Below are 21,995 nucleotides of genomic sequence, written 5' to 3' on the forward strand. Positions count from 1 at the left end.
ACGCCCGGTTACATTCCGAACCCGGAAGCTAAGCCCTCCAGCGCCGATGGTACTGCACTCGGGAGGGTGTGGGAGAGTAGGACACCGCCGGACAATCTTCCGTTCAGGGCCACCCCCGTTTTCGGGGGTGGCCCTGAACGCATTTGTCGAGCCCGGGCCGGTCAGCGGCGGGGACGCCGGGGGCCGGCGAGCCGCAGCGCGTTGCAGACGTCGACGACACCGCGCACGTCCCAGGCGATCTCGGCGGCCACCTGCCGGGCGTCCCGGCCCGCCACGACGCCCGTGAGGATGACGACCCGGTTCTGCGCGGTCACCACGATCTGCTGGCCGCGCGTGGTCCAGTCGCTGCTCACCCGCTGGGCGACCAGCGCGGCCAACCGGGCGTCCTCGTCCTCGGGCGTCGGCCGGGGCGGCTCGGGACGGAACGCGCCCTCGTCCGGGTACGGCCAGGGCATGAGCATGTGGGTGTCCTCTCGCCAGAGTGCGGGTGACGGTGTCGGCTCAGCGGGACGGCGCGTCGGCCGGCGCCGGGTGGCCGGCCCGGTCCGGTCCGGCCACGGTGGCCGTCAGCCCGGCGGGCTCGCCCGCCCCGGCCGGGCAGAGCCGCCGGACGGCCTCCTCCGGGCTGGCGAAGATCGGGAACAGGCCGTCCAGCCGCATGGTGTGCAGGACGGTGAGGATGAAGCGGGACGGGGCGGCGAGGCAGAGCACGGCGCCGCGTTCGCGGGCCTCGCGATGGGCCCGGACGAGCAGGCCGAGCCCGTTCGCGTCGATCAGGTGGACCCGGGTCAGGTCGACCACGATGTGCCCGCAGACGTCGACCGCCTGCCGCAGCGCGGCCCGCAGGTCGTCGGCGATGTCGACGTCGATGTCACCGGAGGCGGTCGCCACGGCGACGTCGTCGAGGTGGTCCACCCCCAACACCCCGCCGGCCACCTGGGCGCCGCGACCGGCCTCGCCGCCGCGCCCGGCGTCCGGGCCGAGGAGGCTGCAGCGGGGGCAGCGGTGCGGGCCCGTCGCGAAGGGCGAGCCGCTCCAGCCGTGCTCGGCGACCAGGGTCCAGACGACCTCGGCGTCCGGCAGGACGCAGGCGGTTCCCGTCGTCACGTCTCCGCAGCTGTCGCAGATCAGCGTCATCGAGTTGTCGTCCGGTACGACGGTCATGATGTCTTCCTCCACGGGAGGTCGGGCGAGGCGACGCGCCGGTCCGCGACCGGCGGCGTCGGGTGGGAATCGAGGTCCGGCCGCGTCCGGCGGGCCGGCACGGGCGGGCGCCGCGGGCCCGCCGTGGCGGCCACGAGAGCGACGCCGAGGACGGCGGAGCCGGCCGGTACGGCCAGGTGCCACAGGCCGGACCGGCCGGTGTCGAGGCCGACGATGCGGGCCAGGATGACGCCGAGGACGGCGGTGACGATCCCGGTCACCAGTGCCAGCCAGGCCGGCACCTTCCGCCGGCGGGGGAGCGCCAGCCAGCCCGCCGCGGCGATGAGGAGACCCACGGCGAGTGCGGTGAGAAGACCGGCGACGGTCATCTAGCTCCCTCCTCCGCAGGACCGGTCGGTCGACGGCTGCCGCTCCGGCGGGCCCGGCCCGACCGCGGTGACTGGCGGCCGGACCGGTGTCGTACACCACCCTGGGCGGCGCCCGTGGCGCGGGCCACGCGGTTGTATGACAGTTGCGTGACAAAACCGTCGAACGCCGGACACGGTTGGGCGCTCGCGCCCGCCTTGGGGATGATGCGGGTATGACGGGCGTGCTGGTGATCGAGGACGACGACCGGATCCGTCTGGCGCTGCTGCTCGCGCTCGAGGACGAGGGCTACGCCGTCCGGGGGGCGGCCACGGCCGAGGAGGGCCTGCGGATGCAACGCCGGGAGCCGGCCGACAACGTGCTGGTCGACCTGATGCTGCCGGGCCTCGACGGCTTCGAGTGCATCCGGCAACTGCGCCGCGACGACGACGTACCCATCGTGGTGGTCAGCGCCCGCGACGACACCCACGACATCGTGGCGGCGTTGGAGGCCGGCGCCGACGACTACGTGGTCAAGCCGGTGGCGGTCAAGGAGCTGTCGGCGCGCCTGCGGGCGCTGCGCCGCCGGGCCCGGGCGGTGCCCGCGCCCGTGCCGGTCCTCACGTTCGGCCCCTTGGAGATCAGCCCGGACGCGGGGGAGGTGCGCCGGGCCGGCCGACCGGTGCCGGTGACCCGCACCGAATTCCGGTTGCTGTGCGAGCTGGCCGAGCACGCCGGCCGGGTGCTGTCGCGCCAGCAGCTGCTCCAGCGGGTCTGGGGCTACGACACCGGTGACGAGCGGCTCGTCGACGTGCACGTGGGTCGGCTGCGGCAGAAGATCGAGGACGACCCGGGCAGCCCCCGGCACCTGGTCACCCTGCGCGGCCTCGGCTACAAGCTGACCCGGTGAGGCGGCTCGGGCTGCGGGCCCGGGTGTCCGCCGGATTCGCCGTCGGCGCGCTGCTGCTGTCGGCGTCCATGGCGCTCGTCTCGTACGAGTTGACCAGGCGGTCCCTGCTCGACGAGCGGGAGCGCACCGCGGTGCGGGCGGCGTACTTCGACGCGGCGGTGGTGCGTGCCGGGCTGGACACGGAGGACCCCGACGTCGTGGAGGTGCTGCGGTCACTCGACACCGGCGGCAACCGCCGACCGCTGTTGCACCGCGGCGACGACTGGTACGCCCGCAACGCCGACGCCGGCCTGACCGCCGCGATCCCGGTCGACCTGCAACAGCTCGTCCGGACGGGGGAGCCGGCCGTGCAGCGGGTGCGGGTCAACGGCCAACCCACCCTGCTCGTCGGCCTGCCGCTGGCCCCGTCCACCAGCTACTACGAGCTGACCTCGCTGCGCGAGCTGGACGAGACCCTCCAGGTCCTGGCGCTCGCGCTGACCGCCGTCGCCATCGTGGTCGCCGGCTCCGGCGCCGCCCTGGGCTGGTACGCCACCCGGCACAGCCTGCGCCCGTTGACCGCGGTGGCCGACGCCGCCCAGGAGATCGCCGACGGCAACTTCTCCGCCCGGCTCGCGCCGACCACCGACCCGGACCTCACCCGCCTGTCCACGTCGTTCAACCACATGGTCGACCAGCTCTCCCAGCGCATCGAGCGGGACCGCCGCTTCGCCGCCGACGTCAGCCACGAGCTGCGCTCGCCCCTGCAGACCCTGGCGGCGGCGGCCAGCGTCCTGGCCCGCCGCCGGGAGCACCTCGACGACCGGACCGCCACCGCGGCCGGCCTGGTGGCCGACGAGATCACCCGGTTCCAGCAGCTGGTCAACGACCTGATCCAGCTCGCCCGCAGCGACCAGCCGGCGGACCGGGGGCCGGTCGACGTGGCGGCGCTGGCCCGTCGGGTGTGCCAGGCACGCGGGCTGCCGGGCGCGCTCGTGCACGCGGCCGGCGGGGCCGCCACGACCTGGCTGGTCGACCAGCGCCGCGTCGAGCAGATCCTGGCCAACCTTGTCGACAACGCGGTCCGCCACGGCGGTGGCCCGGTGGCGGTGCGGCTGTCGCAGCGGGGCGGGACGGGCATCGTCGAGGTCGACGACGAGGGGCCGGGCGTGCCCCCGGCCGACCGGGACGTCGTCTTCGACCGTTTCGTCCGTGGCCGCGCCGCGCACGCCCGCGCGGCCGGCGACGGCACCGGCCTCGGGCTCGCCATCGTCGCCCAGCACGCCGCCGCGCACCGGGGACGCGCCGGTGTGGGCGACCGTCCCGGCGGGGGCGCCCGCTTCCGGGTCGAGCTGCCCGGGGTGTCGTCGTGAGCCGCCGCGCGCGCCGGCCGGGACGGTGGCGGGGGGCCGGTGCTGCGCTCGTCGCCCTCGGGCTGCTCGTCGGCTGCGGCGTCCCGACGGAGGACACCCCCCGCACCGTGGCGCCGCCGCCCGGGCCGTTCCCCACCTCGGGCACGGTCGTGGCGACCCCGACCCCGACCCTGACGGCGGGGCGGGCGACGGCGGTGCTCTGCTTCGTCCGCGACGACCGCCTGGTGCCCGTCGAGCGCCGGGTGGACGCCACGCCCACCGTCGACGCCCAGCTCCAGCAACTGCTCGCCGGCCCGACCGCCGCCGAGCGCGACAGCGGCCTCAGCACCGCACTCCCCGGGGCCGTCGCGGCCGCCGTCGCCCGACCCCGGGGCACCGACGTCGACGTCGACGTCGGTGAGGCAGGCGACGAGACGGGCCGCAGCGACGAGGTCCTCGCCTTCGGCCAGATCGTCTGCACCCTGACCGCCCGCTCCGACGTCGACACCGTGGCGTTCCTGCGGGGCGGAGTGCCGCTCGGAGTGCCGCGCGCCGACGGCTCGCTGTCCCGGCGCCCCCTCACCGTCGCCGACTACGCCGACCTCGTCGCGCCCCGGTGACGGCCGGCCTCCCCGCCGGTCGGAGCCGCCGGGTCGCCTGCGACGGCCGGCAGAAGCAGGCGGGGCCGCCCGCCGGCACCGCAGCAGGGCGGCCCGCCGGCAGACCGGCACCGGAGCAGGCAGGGCCGCTCGCAGACCGGCACCGGAGCAGGCGGCCCGCCGGCAGACCGCCGGGGCCGCGACTGGGCAGGTGCCGATGGCGTCGCCCCCGGTCAGCCCCGGAGCGCCGGGGGAGTCATCCGCCGAAGGCGGTCAGGAACCGGTCGCGGAAGGCGTCCATGGGCCACACCGGAGCGTCCGGGTCGGGCCGCAGGCCGTCGGTCCAGCCCCAGCCCGCGATCCGGTCCAGCACGGCGGGATCGCGGGCGACGACGGTGACCGGCACGTCCCGGCCGGCGCCGTCGCCGGTGACGACCGGGGCGGGCTGGTGGTCGCCGAGGAAGACCAGCACGAGGTCGTCGTCGCCGTGCCTCTCCACGTAGGACACGAGGGCGGCCAGCGAGTATCCGACGGCCCGGCGGTAGCCGGCACGCGCCTGCGACGACGGGCTCTCCTCGGTCTCCCCGTGGAAAACGCTGCCGTCGCCGACCGCCGCCCAGTCGACCAGCCGGGGGATTTTCGTCCAGGGGGAGTGGCTCGACACGAGCGCGATCTCGGCCATCACCGGCGCCCGGTTGGCCCGAGCCCGCTCCAGGCGCTCGAAGGCGGCCAGCGTGTACTGGTCGGGCATCGGCGCGTAGCCGAACCTCGGCCCCCGGTAGCCGAGGCTGCGACCGTCGTAGAAGCGCTGGTAGCCGAAGAAGGCGCCCTCCGGCCAGGGCCGGGTGGCGGCCGGCATCACGCCCACCGTGCGCCAACCGGCCCGGCGGAACGCGCCGCCCAGCGTCAACCGGTCGCTGGCCAGCAGGCTGCGGTGCCGCTGCTCGTTGTCGATCCACAGCCCGGACAGCAGCGTGGCGTGGGCCAGCCAGCTGCCGCCGCCGACCGTCGACGAGGTGAGGAAGCCGCTGCGGGAGGCGTAGCCGGCCGCGCGCAGGCGGCGGTCCCCGTCGGCGAGCACCGCGCCGACGGCCGGGGCGAACTCCGGGTCCTCCACCGCGTCGCGGCCGTAGCTCTCCACGAAGGCGACCACCACGTCCTTGCCCCGCAGCGCGGTCAGCAGCCGGTCGCCGGGGACGTCCCGGAACGGATCGGCCCCGACCTGGGCCGCGAAGACCTCCCGGTCCCGCAGCCGGGCGCGTACCTGGAGCGCGTGACCGCCGACCAGGTCGGTGGCGGCCGTGTCGGCGACCGGTACGCCGGGGACGATCCGCACGCCGAACGCGGCGCAGGCCAGCCACACGACCACCAGCCCCGCGACTCCCCGCCGCGTGGCCGTGCGGCGCCGGACCAGCAGGCGGGTCAGCCGCAGCACGGACCGCGTCGTCCCGACGACCAGGGCGGCGAGCAGCAGCACGGCCGCGACGACCGCGCCGGTCGCGCCCGCCCGGCCCAGCGAGTCGGTGAGGAACCCGACGGCGTCGTCGAGCAGCGCCCAGTCGAGCACCATGTCGAACGGGCGGCCGAGCGCCGCGAGGAAGCCCAGGTCGGCGACCTTCAGCACGGTCAGCAGGCCGAGCAGCGCGCCGGCGAGCGCCGCCACCGGCCGCCGCGCCCGCCCCGGCAGGGCGAGCAGCAGGGCGACGGCGAGCAGCCCCTCCAGGGGGATCCGCACGAACCCGCCGGGCGTGAGCCGACCGGGCTGGTGCGGCACGGTCAGGGCGGCCAGCACCAGCAGGGCGGCCGACGCGGTGATCACCCGCGCCGCGACCCGGCGCGCTCCCCGCCGAGCCCCGACCGGCCCGGGGGTACGTGCCGTCGAGTCGCGGTCGGTCGGCGCGGGCGAGCGGCGGTCGGTCGCGGGCGGCGGCGGGTCCGGGTGCGGCGCGGGCGGCGGCGGGTCCGGGTGCGGCGCGGGCGAGCGGCGGTCAGTCACGGGCGGCGACGAGTTCCCGGCGTACCGGCGACGGCCGCGCGCCGACCGGGCTCGCCGCCCCGGGCCGCCGGGGCGGGGCCGGTCGGGCGGGCCGGTGCCGCCACAACCAGCCGACGTCGCGGCCGAACGACTCGACGAGCAGGGCCAGCGCCACCACCAGCACGAGTGCGGTCCCCGACCCCGGCAGTACCCCGGCCGCCGCCACCAGCAGCAGGACGCCCTGCGCCGCCGCGACGACCTTGCGCCAGTACCGCGCCGGCAGCGGCTGGCGCATCCAGGGCAGCGCCCAACCCGCGGCGACGAAGGCGTACCGCATGGCGCCGAGGAGGAGCACCCAGCCACCCACGGCAGGCGCGACGTGCAGGCCGAGGACGAGGATGAGGAACGCGTCGACCTCCATGTCGAAGCGTGCCCCGAGCGCGCTGGCGGTGCCCGTACGCCGGGCCACGTACCCGTCGACCGCGTCGAGCGCCAGCGCCACGGCGGTGAGGGCGACCAGCATCCCCACCGGCGCGGCCCGGTCGACGGCGGGCGGGAGCGCGTCCACGGTCAGCGCCGTCACGCCGCCGACGAGGAGGGCCCGGGCCAGCGTCACCCGGTCGGCCGGCCCGAGGACGCGCCCCGCCACGCGGCGCAGCCCCCGGCTGAGCGCCAGGCACAGCACCGCCCCGTACGCGGTCCCGGCGAGCCAGCCCGCCGGCCCGAGGCCGACCGTGCCGGCCAGTCCCGCCAGCAGGACGATCTGGACGACGAACCCGATTGCCGGGCCTCTTCGAACCGTGGGCACCGTGCCTCCGTGTCTATGATCGATGACTCTCGACAGGAACTACGGGAAATGTCGCCGTCCGGTTCGCTCCGGACGCGGGTGAGGGGAGCCGGTGACCCGTGAGGCGCGCGCCTTCTGGCTCCGTACGCCCGGCGAGGGCGAGATCCGGGCGGCGCCGCTGCCCGTCCCCGGCCCCGGTGAGGTGCTCGTGCGCAGCCGCTACTCCGGTGTCAGTCGGGGCACCGAGACCCTGGTCTTCGCCGGTCGCGTCCCCGCCGACCAGCATCGCGCGATGCGCGCGCCGTTCCAGGAGGGCGACTTCCCGGCGCCGGTGAAGTACGGCTACCTCAGCGTGGGCGTGGTCGAGCAGGGGCCGGCCGAGCTGCGCGGCCGGACGGTGTTCTGCCTGCACCCGCACCAGACGGCGTACGTGGTCCCGGCCGAGGCGGTGGTGCCCGTACCGGATGCGGTGCCGCCGGCCCGCGCGGTGCTCGCCGGGACCGTGGAGACCGCGGTGAACGCGCTCTGGGACGCCGCGCCCCTGGTCGGCGACCGGGTGAGCGTGGTCGGCGGCGGTATGGTCGGCTGCTGCGTCGCGGCCCTGCTCGGCCGCTTCCCCGGCGTGCGGGTCGAGTTGGTCGACGCCGACCCGGCCCGGGCGGAGGTCGCCGCCGCGCTCGGCGTCGGGTTCGCCCCGCCCGCGCGGGCCGCCGGCGGGCGGGACCTGGTGGTGCACGCGAGCGCCACCGCCGCCGGCCTGCGGCGGTCGCTGGAACTGCTCCGCCCGGAGGGCACGGTCGTGGAGCTGAGCTGGTACGGCGACCGGACCGTCGACCTGGCGCTGGGCGGGGCGTTCCACTCCGGACGGTTGAACATCCGCAGCAGCCAGGTGGGCGCGGTCGCGCCGGCCCGGCGGGACAGCCGCACCCTCGCCGACCGGCTGGCGCTGGCCCTGGAGCTGCTGGCCGATCCCGCCTTCGACGCGCTGCTGACCGGGGAGTCCCCGTTCGCGGAGCTGCCCGACGTGCTCGCCCGCCTGGCCGCGGGCAGCCTGCCCGCGCTGTGCCACCTCATCACCTACGACGGGAAGTGATCCGTGTTCAGCGTTACCGTCCGTGACCACATGATGATCGCGCACAGCTTCCGGGGGGAGGTGTTCGGCCCGGCGCAGCGCCTGCACGGGGCGACCTTCGTCGTCGACGCCACCTTCCGCCGCGCCGACCTCGACGCCGACGGCGTCGTGGTCGACATCGGACTGGCCACCGAGCAGCTCAGGGCCGTGCTCGGGGAGCTGACCTACCGCAACCTGGACGACGAGCCGGCCTTCGCCGGGGTGAACACGACCACGGAGGTGCTCGCCCGGACCGTCGCCGACCGCCTCGCCGCGCGGGTGCGGGCCGGCGACCTCGGCGCGGGCGCCCGCGGGCTCGCCGGCATCACCGTCACGCTGCACGAGTCGCACGTCGCCTGGGCCAGCTACGAGCGGCCCCTCTGAGGCCCGGGTGGGCGACCATGGGGCCGCGCCGGCCGGAAGCGGGGCCGCGTCGGGCGACCACAAGGCCCCGCCGGGCGGAGGCGAGGGCCCGACCGTCGCCGGGCGTCGCCGGGCGACCGTGCACGTCGTGCTGCCGAACGACATCGACGACCCGGCCACGCCGAGCGGCGGCAACACGTACGACCGCCGGCTCTGCCGGGGCCTGTCGGCGGCCGGCTGGGCGGTCCGGGAGCACGCCGTGCCCGGCGACTGGCCCCATCCCGACGCGACCGCGCGCGCCGGGCTCGCCCGGGTGCTCGCGGCGCTGCCCGACGGGGCGGTGGCCCTGCTCGACGGGCTGGTCGCCTCGGCCGCGCCGCAGGCGCTCACCCCGCACGCCCGGCGGTTGCGCCTCGTCGTCGTCGTGCACCTGCCGCTGGAGCACGACGCCGAGGGGGCGGCCCTGAGCGCCGCCGTCGCGGTGGTCACCACCAGCGAGTGGACCCGGCGGCGACTGCTCGACCGGTACGCGCTGCCCGCCGACCGGGTGCACGTCGCCCCGCCGGGCGTCGACCCGGCCCCGCCCACGCCCGGGACGCCGGCCGGCGGGAACCTGCTCTGCGTCGCGGCGGTCGCCCCGCACAAGGGGCACGACGTGCTGGTGGAGGCCCTGGCGGCGGTTGCCGACCTGCCGTGGGACTGCGTCTGCGTGGGCGCGCTGACCCGGGACCCGGGCTTCGTGGCGCGGCTGCGCCGGCAGTTGGTCGGGCGCGGCCTCGCCGACCGGGTGCGCCTGGTCGGCCCGCGCACCGGGCCGGCTCTCGACGCCGCGTACGCCGCCGCCGACCTGCTGGTGCTGGCCTCGCGCCGGGAGACGTACGGGATGGTGGTCACCGAGGCGCTCGCGCGCGGGATCCCGGTGCTGGGCACCGCCGCCGGCGGGCTGCCCGAGGCCCTGGGCCGCGCGCCGGACGGCACGCCGCCGGGCCTGCTGGTGCCGCCCGACGACCCGGCGGCCCTGGCCGGCGCCCTGCGGCGCTGGCTCGGCGAGCCGGGGCTGCGCCGGCGGCTGCGGCGGGCGGCGCGCGACCGGCGGGACACGCTCGACGGCTGGCCGGTCGCCGCGACGGTGGCGGGCGCCGTGCTGGAAGGGGTGACGACCGCATGACCGTGGAGCTGCCGCCGCACTTCGCGGACTGGCTGACGCTGCGCGAGCCCGCCGACGCGGCGGCCCGCGCCGGGGACCTGGTGGACCTCGTCCGCGGCCGGTTGGCCGGGCCGCTCGTCGTGCACGACCTCGGCACGGGCACCGGGTCGATGGGGCGCTGGCTGGCCCCGCGACTGCCCGGGCCGCAGCACTGGGTCCTGCACGACCAGGACGCCGACCTGCTGGCCCGCGCGGCCGCCGGGCTGCCCCGGGCCGCCGGCGGCGGCCCGGTCACCGCCGAGGTCCGGCGCGGCGACCTCACCCGGCTGACCGCCGCCGACCTGGCCGGCGCGTCGCTGGTGACCGCGTCCGCGCTGCTGGACATGTTCACCGCCGAGGAGGTCGAGCGGCTCGTCGTGGCCTGCGCCGGGGCCGGCCGCCCGACGCTGCTGGCCCTCTCGGTGACCGGCCGGGTGCGGCTCACCCCGGCCGACCCGTGGGACGCGGAGATCGCCGCCGCGTTCAACGACCACCAGCGCCGCACGGTCGGCGGGCGCGCCCTGCTCGGGCCCGACGCCGTCGACGCCTGCGCGGCGGCGTTCGCCCGGCACGGCGTCGACGTGGCGCTGCGGCCCAGCCCGTGGCGGCTCGGCCCGGAGCAGGCCGCGCTGGCCGGCGAATGGTTCACCGGCTGGCTCGACGCGGCCATCGAGCAGCGGCCCGAGCTGGTCGGCCCGACCCGGGCGTACGCCCGCCGGCGCCGCGCCGAGATCGCCGCCGGCCGGCTCGGCGTGCTGGTCGACCACCTGGACCTGGTGGCAGGGTGTGGCTGAACCCGGGAGGTGTCCGGTGCGTGCCTACCGACAGGAAGACCGCCGAGGGAGGGCCGAGGTGGAGGCGACGTGACCGTGCCGGCGCGGCGGTTCGGGGCGTGGGCGCGGGCGCTCGGCGGCCTGGCCGTGCTCCTCGTGCTGCTGGGCTGGCTGGGCGCCGGCCCGTTCCTCGACGGGCTCCGGCTGATCGACGCCCCGGCGCTGGCCGCCGCGCTCGCCATCGGGGCGGTGACCACCGTCTGCTGCGCCTGGCGGTGGAGCCTGGTGGCCGGGGGACTGGGTGTGCGGCTGCCGCTGCCGACCGCGGTCGCGCACTGCTACCGCGCCGTGTTCCTCAACGCGACGCTCCCCGGCGGCGTGCTGGGTGACGTGCACCGGGCGGTGCGGCACGGCCGCGACGTCGGCGACGTCGGCCGGGGCGTCCGCGCGGTGGTCTGGGAGCGCACCGCCGGGCAGGTGGTGCTGGCCGCCGTCGCGGTGGTCGTGCTCGCCGCGTTCCCCTCCCCGGTCCGGCCGTACCTGCCGGCCGTCAGCGTGCTGCTGGTGGCGGCCGGGCTCGGCGCCGTCGTGCTGGCCCGCGCGCTGCCCACCGCCGGGCCGTCGCGGTGGGCGCGGGCGGCCCGCGCGGCGACGGCCGACGTCCGGGCCGGGCTGCTCGCCCGCCGGACCTGGCTGGGGGTGCTCGTGGCGTCCACCGTGGCCGTCGCCGGCCACCTGGCCACGTTCGTGCTGGCCGCACGCACCGCGGGCTCCACCGCGCCGCTGACCCTGCTGGTGCCGCTGACGCTGCTGGCCCTGCTGGCCACGGGGTTGCCGGCGAACGTCGCCGGCTTCGGCCCCCGGGAGGGCGTGGCCGCGTGGGCCTTCGACGCCGCCGGCCTGACCGCCGCCGAGGGCGTGGCCGCCGCGACGGTGTACGGGGCCCTGGTGCTCGTCGCGAGTCTTCCCGGCGCCGCCGTCCTGGTGGCCCGTCGTGTCCGCGTGTCCGCCGGCACCGTCTGACGAGGAGTCCGATGTCCGAAACCCCGCCCGCCGCCACGGTCCGTACGCAGGTCACGGTCCCGTTGAGGTTCCCCGACGGATACGCCACCACCGCACGGGTGTTCTCCTTCGACGGCCTGGCCGACGGCCGGGAGCACCTCGCGTTCGGCCTCGGTGACCGGGCCGGCCCGCGCGACCGGGGGGCGGCGCCTCCGTCGTCGCCGCCGCTGGTGCGCCCGCACAGCGAGTGTCTGACCGGGGACGTGTTCGGCAGCCAGCGCTGCGACTGCGGCCCCCAGTTGCGCGAGGCGGTCGAACGCATCGCCGCCGCCGGCGGCTACCTGCTCTACCTGCGCCAGGAGGGACGCGGCATCGGCCTGTACGCCAAGCTCGACGCGTACGCGCTGCAGGACGCCGGGCTGGACACGTACGAGGCGAACCTGGCGCTGGGGCACCGGCCCGACGAGCGGGACTACACCGTGGCCGCGCAGATGCTCGCCGCCCTGGGCGTGGACCGGGTCGCGCTGCTGAGCAACAACCCGGACAAGGCGGCGCAGCTCGGCCGCCTCGGGGTGGCGGTCGCCTCGCGGGTCGCCACCGGGGTGTACCTGTCCCCGGCCAACGCCGGCTATCTGGCGGCGAAGGCCAGCCGCGGCGACCACGCCCTCGACCTCCCGCTCGTCCGTGACTGAGCGCCCGTACGTCCTGCTCAGCTGCGCGACGTCGATGGACGGCTACCTGGACGACGCGAGCGGGCAGCGGCTGGTGCTGTCCAACGAGGCCGACCTGGACCGGGTCGACGAGGTCCGGGCCGGCTGCGACGCGATCCTGGTCGGCGCGGGCACGGTCCGGCGGGACAACCCGCGCCTGCTGGTCCGCTCCGCGCGGCGCCGCGCCGCCCGCCTCGCCCGCGGCCTGCCGGCCTCACCGCTCAGGGTGACGTGGACGGGCTGCGGCGACCTGGACCCGACCGCCCGGCTCTTCACCACCGGCGGCGCCGACCGGATCGTCCACTGCGCCACCTCGACGGTGGAGAAGACCGCGGACCGGCTGGCCGGCCTGGCCACGGTGGTGGACGCGGGCGAGCCCGTGGACCCGGCGCGGGCGCTGGCCGACCTCGCCGCACGGGGCGTGCGCCGGCTGATGGTGGAGGGCGGGCCGACCGTGCTCGCGCAGTTCCTCGCCGCCGGCCTCGCCGACGAGTTGCACCTGGTGGTGGCCCCGTTCTTCGTCGGCGACCGCCGGGCGCCCCGGTTCGTCGGCGACGGCCGGTTCCCGTGGCACCCCGGCCGCCGCGCCCGGGTGGCGGAGGCCCGCCAGATCGGCGACGTGGTGCTGATCCGCTACGCCCTCTCGGCGCGGTGCGACGGGGACTGAGCCCACCCGGCGTTGCCCGCCGGCCGGACCGTGCACGGCCGGGCCGGGGTGGCACGTGGGGCGGGGCCCCGCCGCCTGGCCCCGGGGAGCGCCTCCGGCGGTCAGCGGCGTGCCTCGAACGACTCCCGGTCGAGGAACATCAGCCGCGCCCGCTTCTCGGGCAGGTCGATCAGCGGGCCGGCGACGAAGCCGGTCCGCAGCAGCCGGTCCACCGCCTTGTCGTTGCGCGCGTCCGGCTCCATCACGATCCGCCGGCGCAGCGGGTCGGCGAAGACGAAGCCGAGGAACACGTCCAGCAGCGCGCCCGTGAAGCCCCGCTCGGTCGTGGTCGGCGGGCCGATCAGCAGGTGCGCGCCGTGGTCGCCGGGCCGGACGTCGTAGCACTGGCCGACCGGGTCGGCCGCCGGCTCGTACGTCTGGAACAGCGCGACCGGCACGCCGTCGCGGTGCACGAGCCACGCGTGGTGGGTGGTCAGCGAGTCCAGGTAGCGGTAGATCTCGGCGACCCGCTCGCGACCGGCGTCGCGCATGCCCCAGAAGCGGGCCCGTTCCTCGCTGACCCAACCGTGGATCAGGTCGACGTCGGTGTCCGGGTCGACGGGGCGGATCGTGACCCGGCCGAACCCGTCGACGTCCTGTCCGTAGGTGCTGGTCGCCTCACGCATCGCGCCCACCGTACGACGATTCCGGTCGATGCGCACGGACGTGGCCCCCGCGTGGCGCCCGGCCGACGGGAGGCGGGGGCTCAGGCGGGGCCCCCGCCGGCGACCGCGACCGCCGGGGCGCCCGCGCCGGTCCGGCGGCGGGCGGCGGGGACGACCAGGGGGGTGCCGGTCTCCGGGTCGTCGATGACCCGGCAGGGCAGCCGGAAGACCTCCTCGACCAGCTCCGCGGTGACCACCTCCCGGGGCGGGCCGGCGGCGACCACCCGCCCGTCGCGCATCGCGATCAGGTGCGTCGCGTAGCGGGCGGCGTGGTTGAGGTCGTGCAGCACCGCCACCAGGGTGCGGCCCTGCTCCTCGTGCAGCCGGGCGCAGAGGTCGAGGATCTCGATCTGGTGGGCGATGTCCAGGTAGGTGGTCGGCTCGTCCAGCAGCAGCAGGGGCGTCTGCTGGGCCAGCGCCATTGCGATCCACACCCGCTGCCGCTGCCCGCCGGACAGCTCGTCGACCGGCCGGTCGGCCAGGTCGGCCACCCCGGTCGCGGCCATCGACTCGGCGACCACCCGCTCGTCCTCGCGCGACCACTGCCGCAGCAGCCCCTGGTGCGGGTACCGGCCGCGCGCGACGAGCTCGGCGACGCCGATGCCGTCCGGGGCGACGGACGTCTGCGGCAGCAGGCCGAGGGTGCGCGCGACGCCCCGGGCCGGCAGCCGGTGGATGTCCTCCCCGTCCAGCAGCACCGCCCCGGCCGTCGGCTTCAGCAGCCGGGACAGGGCGCGCAGCAGGGTCGACTTGCCGCAGGCGTTGGGGCCGATGATGACGGTGAAGGAGCGGTCGGGCACGGCGACGCTCAGGTCCTCGGCGATGGTCCGCCGCTCGTAGGCGAGGGTCATCGCGCTGCCGCTCAGCCGGGACTGCATGCTCCGTGCTCCGTTCTCGTCGTGGGCGGCCCGCCGGCCGTGCGCGGTCACAGCCGGCCGGCCCGGCGTTCGGTGGCGAGCAGCCAGATCAGGTAGGCGCCGCCCAGCACCCCGGTCACCACGCCCACCGGCAGTTGGTGCCCGGGGAACGCGCGTACCGCGAGCTGGTCGGCGGCGACCAGCAGCACCGCCCCGACGGCCGCCGACGGCAGCAGGTTCGGCCCCGGCGCCCGGGTCAGCCGCCGGGCCAGGTGCGGTGCGGTGAGCGCCACGAAGTTCACCGGCCCGGCGGCGGCCGCGGCGAGGGAGACCAGCAGCACCGCCGCCGCCAGCACGACCAGGCGCACCCGCTCCACGCGTACGCCGAGGGCGGAGGCGGTGTCGTCGCCCATCTCGACCAAGCGCAGGGCCGGCCCGAAGCCGACCAGCAGCACGGGCACCAGCACCGCCAGCGCGACCAGCAGCGGCAGCGCGTTGACCCAGCCGCGCCCGTCCAGGCTGCCGGTGAGCCAGAGCACGGCGCGGGCGGCGTCCATCAGCTGGGCCCGGGTCAGCAGCCAGCCGTTGACGCCGGTGAGGATCGCCATGGTGCCGATGCCGACCAGGATCAGCCGGAACCCGTGCACGCCGCGCCGCCAGGCGAGCGCGTACACCAGGATGCCGGTGGCGAGGCCGCCGACCACCGCCGCCGAGGCCAGCAGCACGCTGCTGCCGCCGAGCACCACCACGACCAGCGCGCCGGTCGACGCGCCCTGGGTGAAGCCCAGCATGTCGGGGCTGCCCAGCGGGTTGCGGACCAGCGACTGGAAGACCGCGCCGGCCAGCGCGAGCGCGGCGCCGACGCAGAGTGCGGTCACCAGCCGGGGCAGCCGCAGCTCGGTGACGATGAACTCCTCGGCCGGGCTGCCCCGGCCGGCGAGGGCGCGCAGCACGTCGGCGGGGCTCATCGGGTAGTCGCCGCTGCCGATGGCGAGCACGCTCAGCGCCAGGGCGAGCACCACGCAGGTGAGGCCGACGGCGATGGCGCGGGGGCGCAGCCGCAGGGACAGGCCGCCGGGGGTGCGGATGGTGATCACGGGTGGGCCACCCGCCCGCGCAGCACCAGCCAGAGGAAGAGCGGCCCGCCCGCCACGGCGGTCACCATGCCGACCTGGAGCTCGCCCGGCCGGCTCAGCACCCGGCCCAGCACGTCGGCGCCGAGCAGCAGCACCGGGGCGAGCACCGCGCAGTACGGCAGCAGCCAGCGCAGGTCCGGTCCGGTGAGCGCGCGGACCAGGTGCGGCACCAGCAGCCCGACGAAGACGATCGGCCCGCAGGCCGCCGTGGCGGCGCCGCAGAGCAGCGTGATCGCCACGATGACCGTGCCCCGGACGAGGGCCGGCCGGGCGCCGAGCGCGCGCGCCGCGTCGTCGCCGAGCGCCAGCGCGTTGAGCGCGCGGGTGGCGGCCAGGGCGACCAGCAGGCCCGCCGCGATGAACGGCGCGACCGTGCGCACGGTCGACGCCTCGGCGCTGGCCAGCGAGCCGACCGTCCAGAACCGCAGCCGTTCCAGCGACGCCGTGTCGAGCAGCATCACCGCGCTGACGTACGAGTAGAGGGTCGCGTTGAGCGCCGCGCCGGCCAGCGCCAGCCGGGCGGGGGTGGCCCCGCGCCCGCCGCCGACGAGGTAGACGGCGGCGGTGACGACGGCCGCGCCGAGCAGCGCGAACCAGACCTGGCCGCCGACGCCGCCGATGCCGAGCAGCGCCGCCGCGCTGGCCACCGCCGCCGAGGCGCCGGCGTTGATGCCGAGCAGCCCGGGGTCGGCCAGCGGGTTGCGGGTCAGCGCCTGCATCACCGCGCCGGCCACGCCGAGCGCCGCGCCGGCGAGCAGGCCGAGCAGCGTACGCGGCAGCCGCATCCGGTGCACGACGGCGTACTCGGCGGCGTCCCGGTGCAGCAGGCCCTGCCACACGTCGGTGAGCGGGAGCTGCTTGGCGCCCACGGCGATGCTGAGCACCGCGACGGCGACGAGCAGCAGCACCGACGCCGCGAGGCCGGCGGCCCGCGGCGCGGCGCGGTCACGCCGGGGCGTGACGGGCGGTGCCGGTGGCGCGCCGTTGCGTGAGGTGAGGGTGGCGGACAGTGTGGGCTCCGATGTGGTGCGTGATTTCGGGCGGGGCTTGACAGCGATTTAGGTTAGGTTAACCTAACCCCGCTGTCCATGGTCCTTCGCCCGACCCTGATCGAAAGACACCGTCATGCCGCATCCCGTGTCCGCCCGCCGACTCTCCCGCCGGGGCCTGCTCGCCGCCGGTGGCGCCGCCACCCTGGCCGCCCTGCTCGCCGGCTGCGGCCGGGACGACGACTCCGCCGCCCCCTCCGCAGCCGGCTCCGGCGGACCCTGGTCGTTCACCGACGACCGCAACGAGAAGGTGAGCGCCGCCAACCGCCCGACCCGGGTGGTCGCCTTCACCGGGGTCGCCGCGGCGCTGGTCGACTTCGGACTCGACAAGCAGATCGTCGGCGTGTTCGGCGAGACGAAGCGCGCCGACGGCACCGCCGAGCCGCAGGCCGGCGACCTGAACGTGGACGCCGTGGAGGTCCTCGGCAACGTCTGGGGCGAGTTCAGCCTGGAGAAGTACGCGGCCCTGCGACCGGAACTGCTCGTCACCCACATGTACGACCCGGGCGCCCTGTGGTACGTGCCGGACGAGAGCAAGGACAAGATCCTCCCGCTCGCCCCCAGCGTGGCGATCACCACCGCCCGGGTGCCGATGACCACGCCGATCGAGCGGTACGCGCAGCTCGCCGAGTCCCTCGGCGCCGACCTGTCCGCGAAGAAGGTCACCGACGCGAAGGCCCGTTTCGAGGCCGCCGCCGAGGCGGTCCGCCAGGCGGTCAGGGCGAACCCGGGCATCAAGGTGCTGGCCTCCTCGGGCAGCCCCGACCTGTTCTACGTCTCCAACCCGAAGGTCAGCACCGACCTGATGTACTTCGCCGAGCTGGGCGTGGAGATCGTCGTCCCCACCAAGCTGGAGGCCGGCGACTACTTCGAGGCCCTCAGCTGGGAGAACGCGGGCAAGTTCCCGGCCGACCTGATCCTGCTCGACAACCGCAGCACCGCCCTGCAGCCCAAGGACATGGCCAGCAAGCCGACCTGGCAGCAACTCCCGGCGGTCACGGCCAACCAGATCACCCCGTGGGACGCGGTGCCCCGCTTCTCGTACGCCGGCGCCGCGCCGCTGCTGGAGAACCTGGCCACCGCCATCCGGAACGCGAAGAAGGTGACCGCGTGACCACGGCTGTCGCCCTCCAGTACCGCTTCTACGCCGCGCAGGTCGTCGGCGCGCGGCGGATCGGCGCCTCCCTGATCCGGGTCACCCTCGGCGGGCCGGAACTGGCCGACTTCGCCGGCGGCGGCCGGGACCAGAGCGTCTCCCTGTTCCTGCCGCACCCCGGCCAGCCCGCCCCGGTGCTCCCGGTCGAGGCGGGGGAGGACTGGTTCGGCGCGTACCGGGCGATGGACCCCGACGTGCGCGCGGTGATGCGCTCCTACACCATCCGGGAGCAGCGGCCCGAGCGCGCCGAGGTGGACATCGACTTCGTCAGCCACGGCGACACCGGCCCCGCCTCCCGCTGGGCGGGGCACGCCCTGCCGGGCGACCGGGTGGTGCTGCTCGGCCCGGCCGTCCGCGACAACCGCAGCGTCTGCTTCCGCCCGCCGGCCGGCACCGACTCGGTCCTGCTGGTCGCCGACGAGACCGCGCTGCCCGCCGCCGCCGGGATCCTGGCCTGGCTGCCCGCCGACGCCCGGGTCCGGGCCTGGATCGAGGTCCCCGACGTGGCGGACATCCAGGAGCTGCCCACCGCCGCGCGCGCCGAGGTGAGCTGGGTCGTCCGGGGCGGCACCGCCCCGGGCAGCACCCTGCTGGCGGACGCGGTCCGCGCCGCGCGGCTGCCGGCCGGCACCCCGTACGCCTGGGTCGCCGGCGAGTCGTCGATGGTGCGCGCCGTGCGGCGACACCTCGTCGGCGAGCGCGGCCTCGACCGGCGCCACGTCACGTTCGCCGGCTACTGGCGTCGCGGCGCCTCCGAGGAGGACCTGCGCGCCGAGGCGACCGCCGCGGCCGTCGCCTGACGGCCGGCGGCCCGCCGGCGGGCCAGCGGCGGTTCGGGCGCCGCCCGGTGGACCGGGCGGCGCCGGGTCAGAACTCCCGGTACATCACGTGCAGACCCACCCGGCCGAGGGTGGGGTGCGCGAACGCGCCGGGCACGGTGCCGACCACGGCGAAGCCCTCGCGCCGGTACAGCTCGACGGCCGAGGTGTTCGTCTCGACCACCGCGTTGAACTGCATGCCCGCGTACCCCCGGTCGCGGGCCCAGTCGAGCGCGTGCCGGCACAGCGCGGTGCCCACGCCCCGGCCGCGCGCCGCGCGGTCGACCATGAAGCTCGCGGTGGAGACGTGCGACCCCGGCCCGGGGCGGTTGGTGCCCATCTTGGCGGTGCCGAGCACCCGGTCGCCGTCGACCGCCACCACGGTGCGGCCCGGCGCGGCCTCCACCCACATGTCGTACGCCTGCTCGGCGGTCATCTCCGGGTCGTAGGGGAAGGTCTCCCGCGACCGGACCACCTCCCGGATGATCGGCCACACCTGGGCCCAGTCGGCCTCGTCGAACTCACGGATCAGCACGCCGGCACCCTAGGGGGCCGCCACCGGGTCGGCAAGGCGTTTCCGGCGGGACCGGACCGCGCACGACAGCGGGTCGCCGACGCCGCGCGGGCCGGGCACCGCCGGATCCGGCACCCGTGCCACGCCACTACACCGATGCGGGCAGGGGGTCCTCCTCGGAGGCGGCGCGCGCGGGCCGGGAGCGGCCCACGGCGTTGCGCGCCCCGGCCAGGGCGAACACGGTACGGGTCAGCGCGAGGGCCCCGGCCGCCACGGCGACGGCCACGGTGGCGTGACCGATGTCCGGTGCCCAGAGCATCAGCGTGCCCAGGCCGCCGCCCAGGGACGAGGGCAGCACCCAGAGCGCGGCAGCGGCCAGCGCCGCCCAGCCGACCGCCCAGGCGGCGGCCGCGACCAGCGCCCGTACGCCCGGCGGGGGACCGGTGCGGCGCCGACGCAACCCGCCGAGCACCGTCCCGACCAGGACGACCACGAGCAGGCCGGCGACGCCGAACAGCGCGGGGGCGACCGAGAACAGGAGGGTGTCGTTCGCCGCCGGTGCGGGCGGAGCGCCGAGCAGTATTCGCGCGATGTCGAAACCGGCCGAGGCGAGCGCCGGGTCGGCGGCCGGGTGGTAGAGGTTGGCCAGCACGATCACGGCCAGCTCGGAGTCGGGCACCAGCACGACGTGCGCGAAGTAGCCGGGGGTGGCGCCGGCGTGCCAGACCAGCCGTGCGCCGTTGCCGTCGAGGGTCGTGTCGCGCCAGCCCAGGGCGTACCGGCCGCCGCTGCCGAGGGCGGCCTGGCCACGGTGCATCTGCTCGACGCCGGCGGCCGACAGCAGCCGGGAGTCTCCGTACCGGCCGCCGTCGAGCTGGGCGACGGCGAAGTGGCCGAGGTCGGTGAGGCTGGCGGTCAGGTAGCCGTACGGGACGCCGGAGGTGTCGTACGGCGGGTCGAAGCCCTGCGGCCGACCGAGGTAGCGGCGATGGCCGGCGGGCAGGTCCACCCGCTCCGCCTCGTCGTCGGCGGCCGCCGCCTGCCGCATCCGCAACGGATCGAGAACGGCGCGACGCAGGTGGTCGGCGAAGGTGCGACCGGTGACCTCCTCGACGAGCGCGCCGAGCACCATGTAGTTGCCGTCGCTGTAGCGGTGTTTCGCACCCGGCGGCCCGGCCAGCGGCACGTCGGCGAGGTCCCGTACCGACCGGGCCAGCCCGCCGGGGGTGTTGTCGTAGCGGTCGGTCAGGCCCTTGCTGGCGACCTCGGGCAGCCCACTGGTCTGGGTGAGCAGGTGCCGGACGGTGATCCGTGCGGTCGCCGTCGCGTCGCCCAGCCGCAACCAGGGCACGTACGCACGGGCCGGCGCGTCGAGGTCGATCCGGCCCGCCTCGGCGAGCTGCAGCACCGCCAGCGCGGTGAACGGTTTGCTCACCGAGCCGAGCAGGAAGGGTGTCCGCGCGGTCACCGGCGCGCCGTCGCCGGTGACCCCGGCGACGTGTTCCTGCACGACCCGGTCCCCGCGTACGACGGCCGCTGCGAGCCCGGGTATGCGGTTGGCGTCCCGGTAACGGTCCAGGTACGCCCGTACCCGGGCGGTCTCGTCCTCGGCGGCGTGCGCCGGGATTCCGCCGGCGGTCGCCAGGCAGACGACCGCGGCCAGGACGGCGACGGTACGTCGTAGCTGATGTCTCACTGTGCTGTCCCTGTCTGTGGGATTCCGGTTCACCCGATCTGGCTGAGCAGGCGCTCCAACTCGGTGAGGCGCGCCCTGACCTGCGCCAACTCCGCGTGGGTCGCCTGGACGTCCGACCGCAGGCCGGTCAGCTCCGTGGTCGTCTGCCGTGCGTTCTCGGCCAGCCGGGCCTGCGCGTCGCCGGCCTGCTCGGCGAGGGCGCGGTACTGCGCCTCGCGGGCGGCGGCGTGCCGGGCCCGGTAGATGCCCAGCGCCACGAACGCCACGATCGCCACCAGGGCGATCAACAGAACCGTCCACGTGACGATCGCGACCTGGGCGATGTCGTCCTCGGCTGCTGCTGTGATCACTTCTTGTCCTTTCCGAAGCCACCGGCTTCCAACGTCGGTACGGCTGCCGCGACCGTCGCGGGTGTCAGCGTCAGCGCGAACGGAACCACCTCGAACCACTTCACCGAGTTGCCGTCGGGCGCCGTCTCCAACGAGCCGGTGACGAGCCCGGCGGCCTCCAGCCGCTGCAGGTGCATGTAGAGCAGGGGCCGGTTCATCTCCAGACGCCGTGCCAGCGCGCTGACGTAGCTGCGGCCCTCGGCGAGCGTGGCGATGATCCGCAGCCGGTGCGGACTCGCGAGCGCGGCGAGCGCGGCGAGCAGTTCCTCCCCGTTCGGCGGCGTCTCGTCCATCACCTGCACCTTCCCGGGTGTCAGAAATCAATGACACCCCCTGTCAGAAGATACTGACATGGGAGGGGCGGGAGCGCCAGCGAACAGTGTTCGACGCCACCGTCGTCCGTGCCCGGACCCGTGATCCAGTCGGCTCCCGGCCCCGGCGACCGGGGACACCGCGATCTTCCGGGGCATGCCGAACCGCTGCCGCCGTCGGGCGAGCGGAGCGTCACGCGGCGACCGCGTCAGCTCCGGGCGAGGCCGGCGAGGTCGCGGCGGAGCAGGTCGGCGGGGAGGGCGTGCCGCCGCGGGGCGGCGGGCGTGGTGATGCCCCGGCTCGGCATCGCCACCGTGCGCCGGCCGGGGCCGAGGGACGCCCGGAGGCAGCCGGCCACGTCGCCGGCGGTGAGCGTCCGCTGCGCGGGGTCGGGCCTGCTCACCGCCCGCGCCGCCGGACCAGGCTGGTACGGCGGTCGCC

The 21,995-nt window shown here is 76.6% G+C and carries 26 protein-coding genes and 1 rRNA gene; 13 read left to right on the forward strand and 14 right to left on the reverse strand.

Annotated elements, in window-relative coordinates; genetic code table 11:
* A 5S ribosomal RNA gene (gene rrf, locus ABT006_RS16645) occupies positions 1-93 on the forward strand; the annotation flags it as partial.
* Positions 94-161: 68 nt separating this feature from the next.
* Here the strand turns inward: rrf and ABT006_RS16650 are convergent.
* The 3 genes from ABT006_RS16650 to ABT006_RS16660 are packed head-to-tail and all read right to left on the reverse strand — an operon-like array spanning position 162 to position 1,532.
* A complete protein-coding gene (locus ABT006_RS16650; protein ID WP_350707203.1) occupies positions 162-461 on the reverse strand; it encodes a BON domain-containing protein in 300 nt (99 codons plus the stop codon).
* Between the two features lie 40 nt (positions 462-501).
* Entirely contained in the window at positions 502-1,164 is a 663-nt protein-coding gene (locus ABT006_RS16655; protein WP_350707205.1) for an STAS domain-containing protein, read from the reverse strand.
* The gene (locus ABT006_RS16660) at positions 1,161-1,532 is read right to left on the reverse strand and encodes a GlsB/YeaQ/YmgE family stress response membrane protein (protein WP_350707207.1); all 372 of its coding nucleotides are present in this window, start codon (positions 1,530-1,532) and stop codon (positions 1,161-1,163) included. Before ABT006_RS16660 ends, ABT006_RS16655 begins: the two co-directional genes overlap by 4 nt.
* A gap of 212 nt (positions 1,533-1,744) precedes the next feature.
* Between ABT006_RS16660 and ABT006_RS16665 the strand changes: the two genes are divergently transcribed.
* From ABT006_RS16665 to ABT006_RS16675, 3 genes are read left to right on the forward strand one after another with little or no spacing between them, the layout of a single operon-like run.
* A complete protein-coding gene (locus ABT006_RS16665) occupies positions 1,745-2,419 on the forward strand; it encodes a response regulator transcription factor (RefSeq protein ID WP_350686351.1) in 675 nt (224 codons plus the stop codon).
* A 23-nt stretch (positions 2,420-2,442) separates the two neighbouring features.
* Entirely contained in the window at positions 2,443-3,771 is a 1,329-nt protein-coding gene (locus ABT006_RS16670) for a sensor histidine kinase (RefSeq protein ID WP_502890994.1), read from the forward strand.
* The gene (locus ABT006_RS16675) at positions 3,768-4,370 is read left to right on the forward strand and encodes a GerMN domain-containing protein (RefSeq protein WP_350707210.1); all 603 of its coding nucleotides are present in this window, start codon (positions 3,768-3,770) and stop codon (positions 4,368-4,370) included. The genes ABT006_RS16670 and ABT006_RS16675 overlap by 4 nt, the downstream gene beginning before the upstream one ends.
* A gap of 235 nt (positions 4,371-4,605) precedes the next feature.
* Here the strand turns inward: ABT006_RS16675 and ABT006_RS16680 are convergent, their stop codons facing one another.
* Both ABT006_RS16680 and ABT006_RS16685 read right to left on the reverse strand, forming a co-directional pair.
* Positions 4,606-6,345: a sulfatase-like hydrolase/transferase gene (locus tag ABT006_RS16680; RefSeq protein ID WP_350707212.1), complete on the reverse strand. Its 1,740-nt coding sequence runs from the start codon at positions 6,343-6,345 to the stop codon at positions 4,606-4,608.
* The gene (locus ABT006_RS16685; RefSeq protein WP_502890990.1) at positions 6,338-7,132 is read right to left on the reverse strand and encodes a CDP-alcohol phosphatidyltransferase family protein; all 795 of its coding nucleotides are present in this window, start codon (positions 7,130-7,132) and stop codon (positions 6,338-6,340) included. Before ABT006_RS16685 ends, ABT006_RS16680 begins: the two co-directional genes overlap by 8 nt.
* Before the next feature lie 91 nt (positions 7,133-7,223).
* Here ABT006_RS16685 and ABT006_RS16690 point away from each other — a divergent pair, with 91 nt between their 5' ends.
* The 7 genes from ABT006_RS16690 to ABT006_RS16720 all read left to right on the forward strand — a co-directional run bounded on the left by ABT006_RS16690 (position 7,224) and on the right by ABT006_RS16720 (position 12,923).
* On the forward strand, positions 7,224-8,204 hold the full coding sequence (locus ABT006_RS16690; protein WP_350707214.1) for a zinc-dependent alcohol dehydrogenase: 981 nt from the start codon (positions 7,224-7,226) through the stop codon (positions 8,202-8,204).
* Between the two features lie 3 nt (positions 8,205-8,207).
* On the forward strand, positions 8,208-8,606 hold the full coding sequence (locus tag ABT006_RS16695; protein ID WP_350707216.1) for a 6-pyruvoyl trahydropterin synthase family protein: 399 nt from the start codon (positions 8,208-8,210) through the stop codon (positions 8,604-8,606).
* A gap of 118 nt (positions 8,607-8,724) precedes the next feature.
* Positions 8,725-9,753 carry a glycosyltransferase family 4 protein gene (locus tag ABT006_RS16700; protein ID WP_350707652.1) on the forward strand — a complete coding sequence of 343 codons (1,029 nt, stop codon included), beginning with the start codon at positions 8,725-8,727 and terminating at the stop codon, positions 9,751-9,753.
* Positions 9,750-10,565, forward strand: coding sequence for a methyltransferase domain-containing protein (locus ABT006_RS16705; protein ID WP_350707218.1), 816 nt, complete (start codon positions 9,750-9,752; stop codon positions 10,563-10,565). The genes ABT006_RS16700 and ABT006_RS16705 overlap by 4 nt, the downstream gene beginning before the upstream one ends.
* A 69-nt stretch (positions 10,566-10,634) precedes the next feature.
* Entirely contained in the window at positions 10,635-11,567 is a 933-nt protein-coding gene (locus tag ABT006_RS16710) for a lysylphosphatidylglycerol synthase domain-containing protein (protein ID WP_350707220.1), read from the forward strand.
* Positions 11,568-11,578: 11 nt separating this feature from the next.
* Positions 11,579-12,238 (forward strand): GTP cyclohydrolase II, encoded by a 660-nt coding sequence (locus ABT006_RS16715; protein WP_350707222.1) that lies wholly within the window; start codon positions 11,579-11,581, stop codon positions 12,236-12,238.
* A complete protein-coding gene (locus tag ABT006_RS16720) occupies positions 12,231-12,923 on the forward strand; it encodes a RibD family protein (protein ID WP_350707224.1) in 693 nt (230 codons plus the stop codon). The genes ABT006_RS16715 and ABT006_RS16720 overlap by 8 nt, the downstream gene beginning before the upstream one ends.
* Before the next feature lie 101 nt (positions 12,924-13,024).
* On the opposite strand, the gene ABT006_RS16725 is transcribed toward ABT006_RS16720, so the two are convergent.
* The 4 genes from ABT006_RS16725 to ABT006_RS16740 form a co-directional block, all read right to left on the reverse strand.
* A complete protein-coding gene (locus tag ABT006_RS16725; protein WP_350707226.1) occupies positions 13,025-13,588 on the reverse strand; it encodes a GNAT family N-acetyltransferase in 564 nt (187 codons plus the stop codon).
* Positions 13,589-13,668: 80 nt separating this feature from the next.
* Positions 13,669-14,505 (reverse strand): ABC transporter ATP-binding protein, encoded by an 837-nt coding sequence (locus ABT006_RS16730; RefSeq protein WP_350707228.1) that lies wholly within the window; start codon positions 14,503-14,505, stop codon positions 13,669-13,671.
* 47 nt (positions 14,506-14,552) lie between these two features.
* A complete protein-coding gene (locus ABT006_RS16735; RefSeq protein WP_350707230.1) occupies positions 14,553-15,581 on the reverse strand; it encodes a FecCD family ABC transporter permease in 1,029 nt (342 codons plus the stop codon).
* Positions 15,578-16,678 (reverse strand): FecCD family ABC transporter permease, encoded by a 1,101-nt coding sequence (locus ABT006_RS16740; protein ID WP_502890995.1) that lies wholly within the window; start codon positions 16,676-16,678, stop codon positions 15,578-15,580. The genes ABT006_RS16735 and ABT006_RS16740 overlap by 4 nt, the downstream gene beginning before the upstream one ends.
* Positions 16,679-16,745: 67 nt before the next feature.
* Between ABT006_RS16740 and ABT006_RS16745 the strand changes: the two genes are divergently transcribed.
* Positions 16,746-17,783: an ABC transporter substrate-binding protein gene (locus tag ABT006_RS16745; protein ID WP_350707234.1), complete on the forward strand. Its 1,038-nt coding sequence runs from the start codon at positions 16,746-16,748 to the stop codon at positions 17,781-17,783.
* On the forward strand, positions 17,780-18,625 hold the full coding sequence (locus tag ABT006_RS16750) for a siderophore-interacting protein (RefSeq protein ID WP_350707236.1): 846 nt from the start codon (positions 17,780-17,782) through the stop codon (positions 18,623-18,625). Before ABT006_RS16745 ends, ABT006_RS16750 begins: the two co-directional genes overlap by 4 nt.
* Before the next feature lie 67 nt (positions 18,626-18,692).
* Here ABT006_RS16750 and ABT006_RS16755 read toward each other — a convergent pair whose 3' ends face one another.
* The 5 genes from ABT006_RS16755 to ABT006_RS16775 all read right to left on the reverse strand — a co-directional run bounded on the left by ABT006_RS16755 (position 18,693) and on the right by ABT006_RS16775 (position 21,957).
* Entirely contained in the window at positions 18,693-19,178 is a 486-nt protein-coding gene (locus tag ABT006_RS16755) for a GNAT family N-acetyltransferase (RefSeq protein ID WP_350707238.1), read from the reverse strand.
* A 127-nt stretch (positions 19,179-19,305) separates the two neighbouring features.
* Positions 19,306-20,853, reverse strand: coding sequence for a serine hydrolase domain-containing protein (locus tag ABT006_RS16760; RefSeq protein WP_350707240.1), 1,548 nt, complete (start codon positions 20,851-20,853; stop codon positions 19,306-19,308).
* 29 nt (positions 20,854-20,882) lie between these two features.
* Positions 20,883-21,203 (reverse strand): hypothetical protein, encoded by a 321-nt coding sequence (locus tag ABT006_RS16765; protein WP_350707242.1) that lies wholly within the window; start codon positions 21,201-21,203, stop codon positions 20,883-20,885.
* Complete coding sequence (locus ABT006_RS16770) at positions 21,200-21,535, reverse strand: ArsR/SmtB family transcription factor (protein ID WP_350707244.1); 336 nt, start codon at positions 21,533-21,535, stop codon at positions 21,200-21,202. The genes ABT006_RS16765 and ABT006_RS16770 overlap by 4 nt, the downstream gene beginning before the upstream one ends.
* A gap of 227 nt (positions 21,536-21,762) precedes the next feature.
* The gene (locus ABT006_RS16775; protein WP_350707246.1) at positions 21,763-21,957 is read right to left on the reverse strand and encodes a hypothetical protein; all 195 of its coding nucleotides are present in this window, start codon (positions 21,955-21,957) and stop codon (positions 21,763-21,765) included.
* Positions 21,958-21,995: the final 38 nt, after the last annotated feature.

This window comes from Micromonospora sp. NPDC002717 (assembly GCF_040295705.1).
Taxonomy (GTDB): Bacteria; Actinomycetota; Actinomycetes; order Mycobacteriales; family Micromonosporaceae; genus Micromonospora.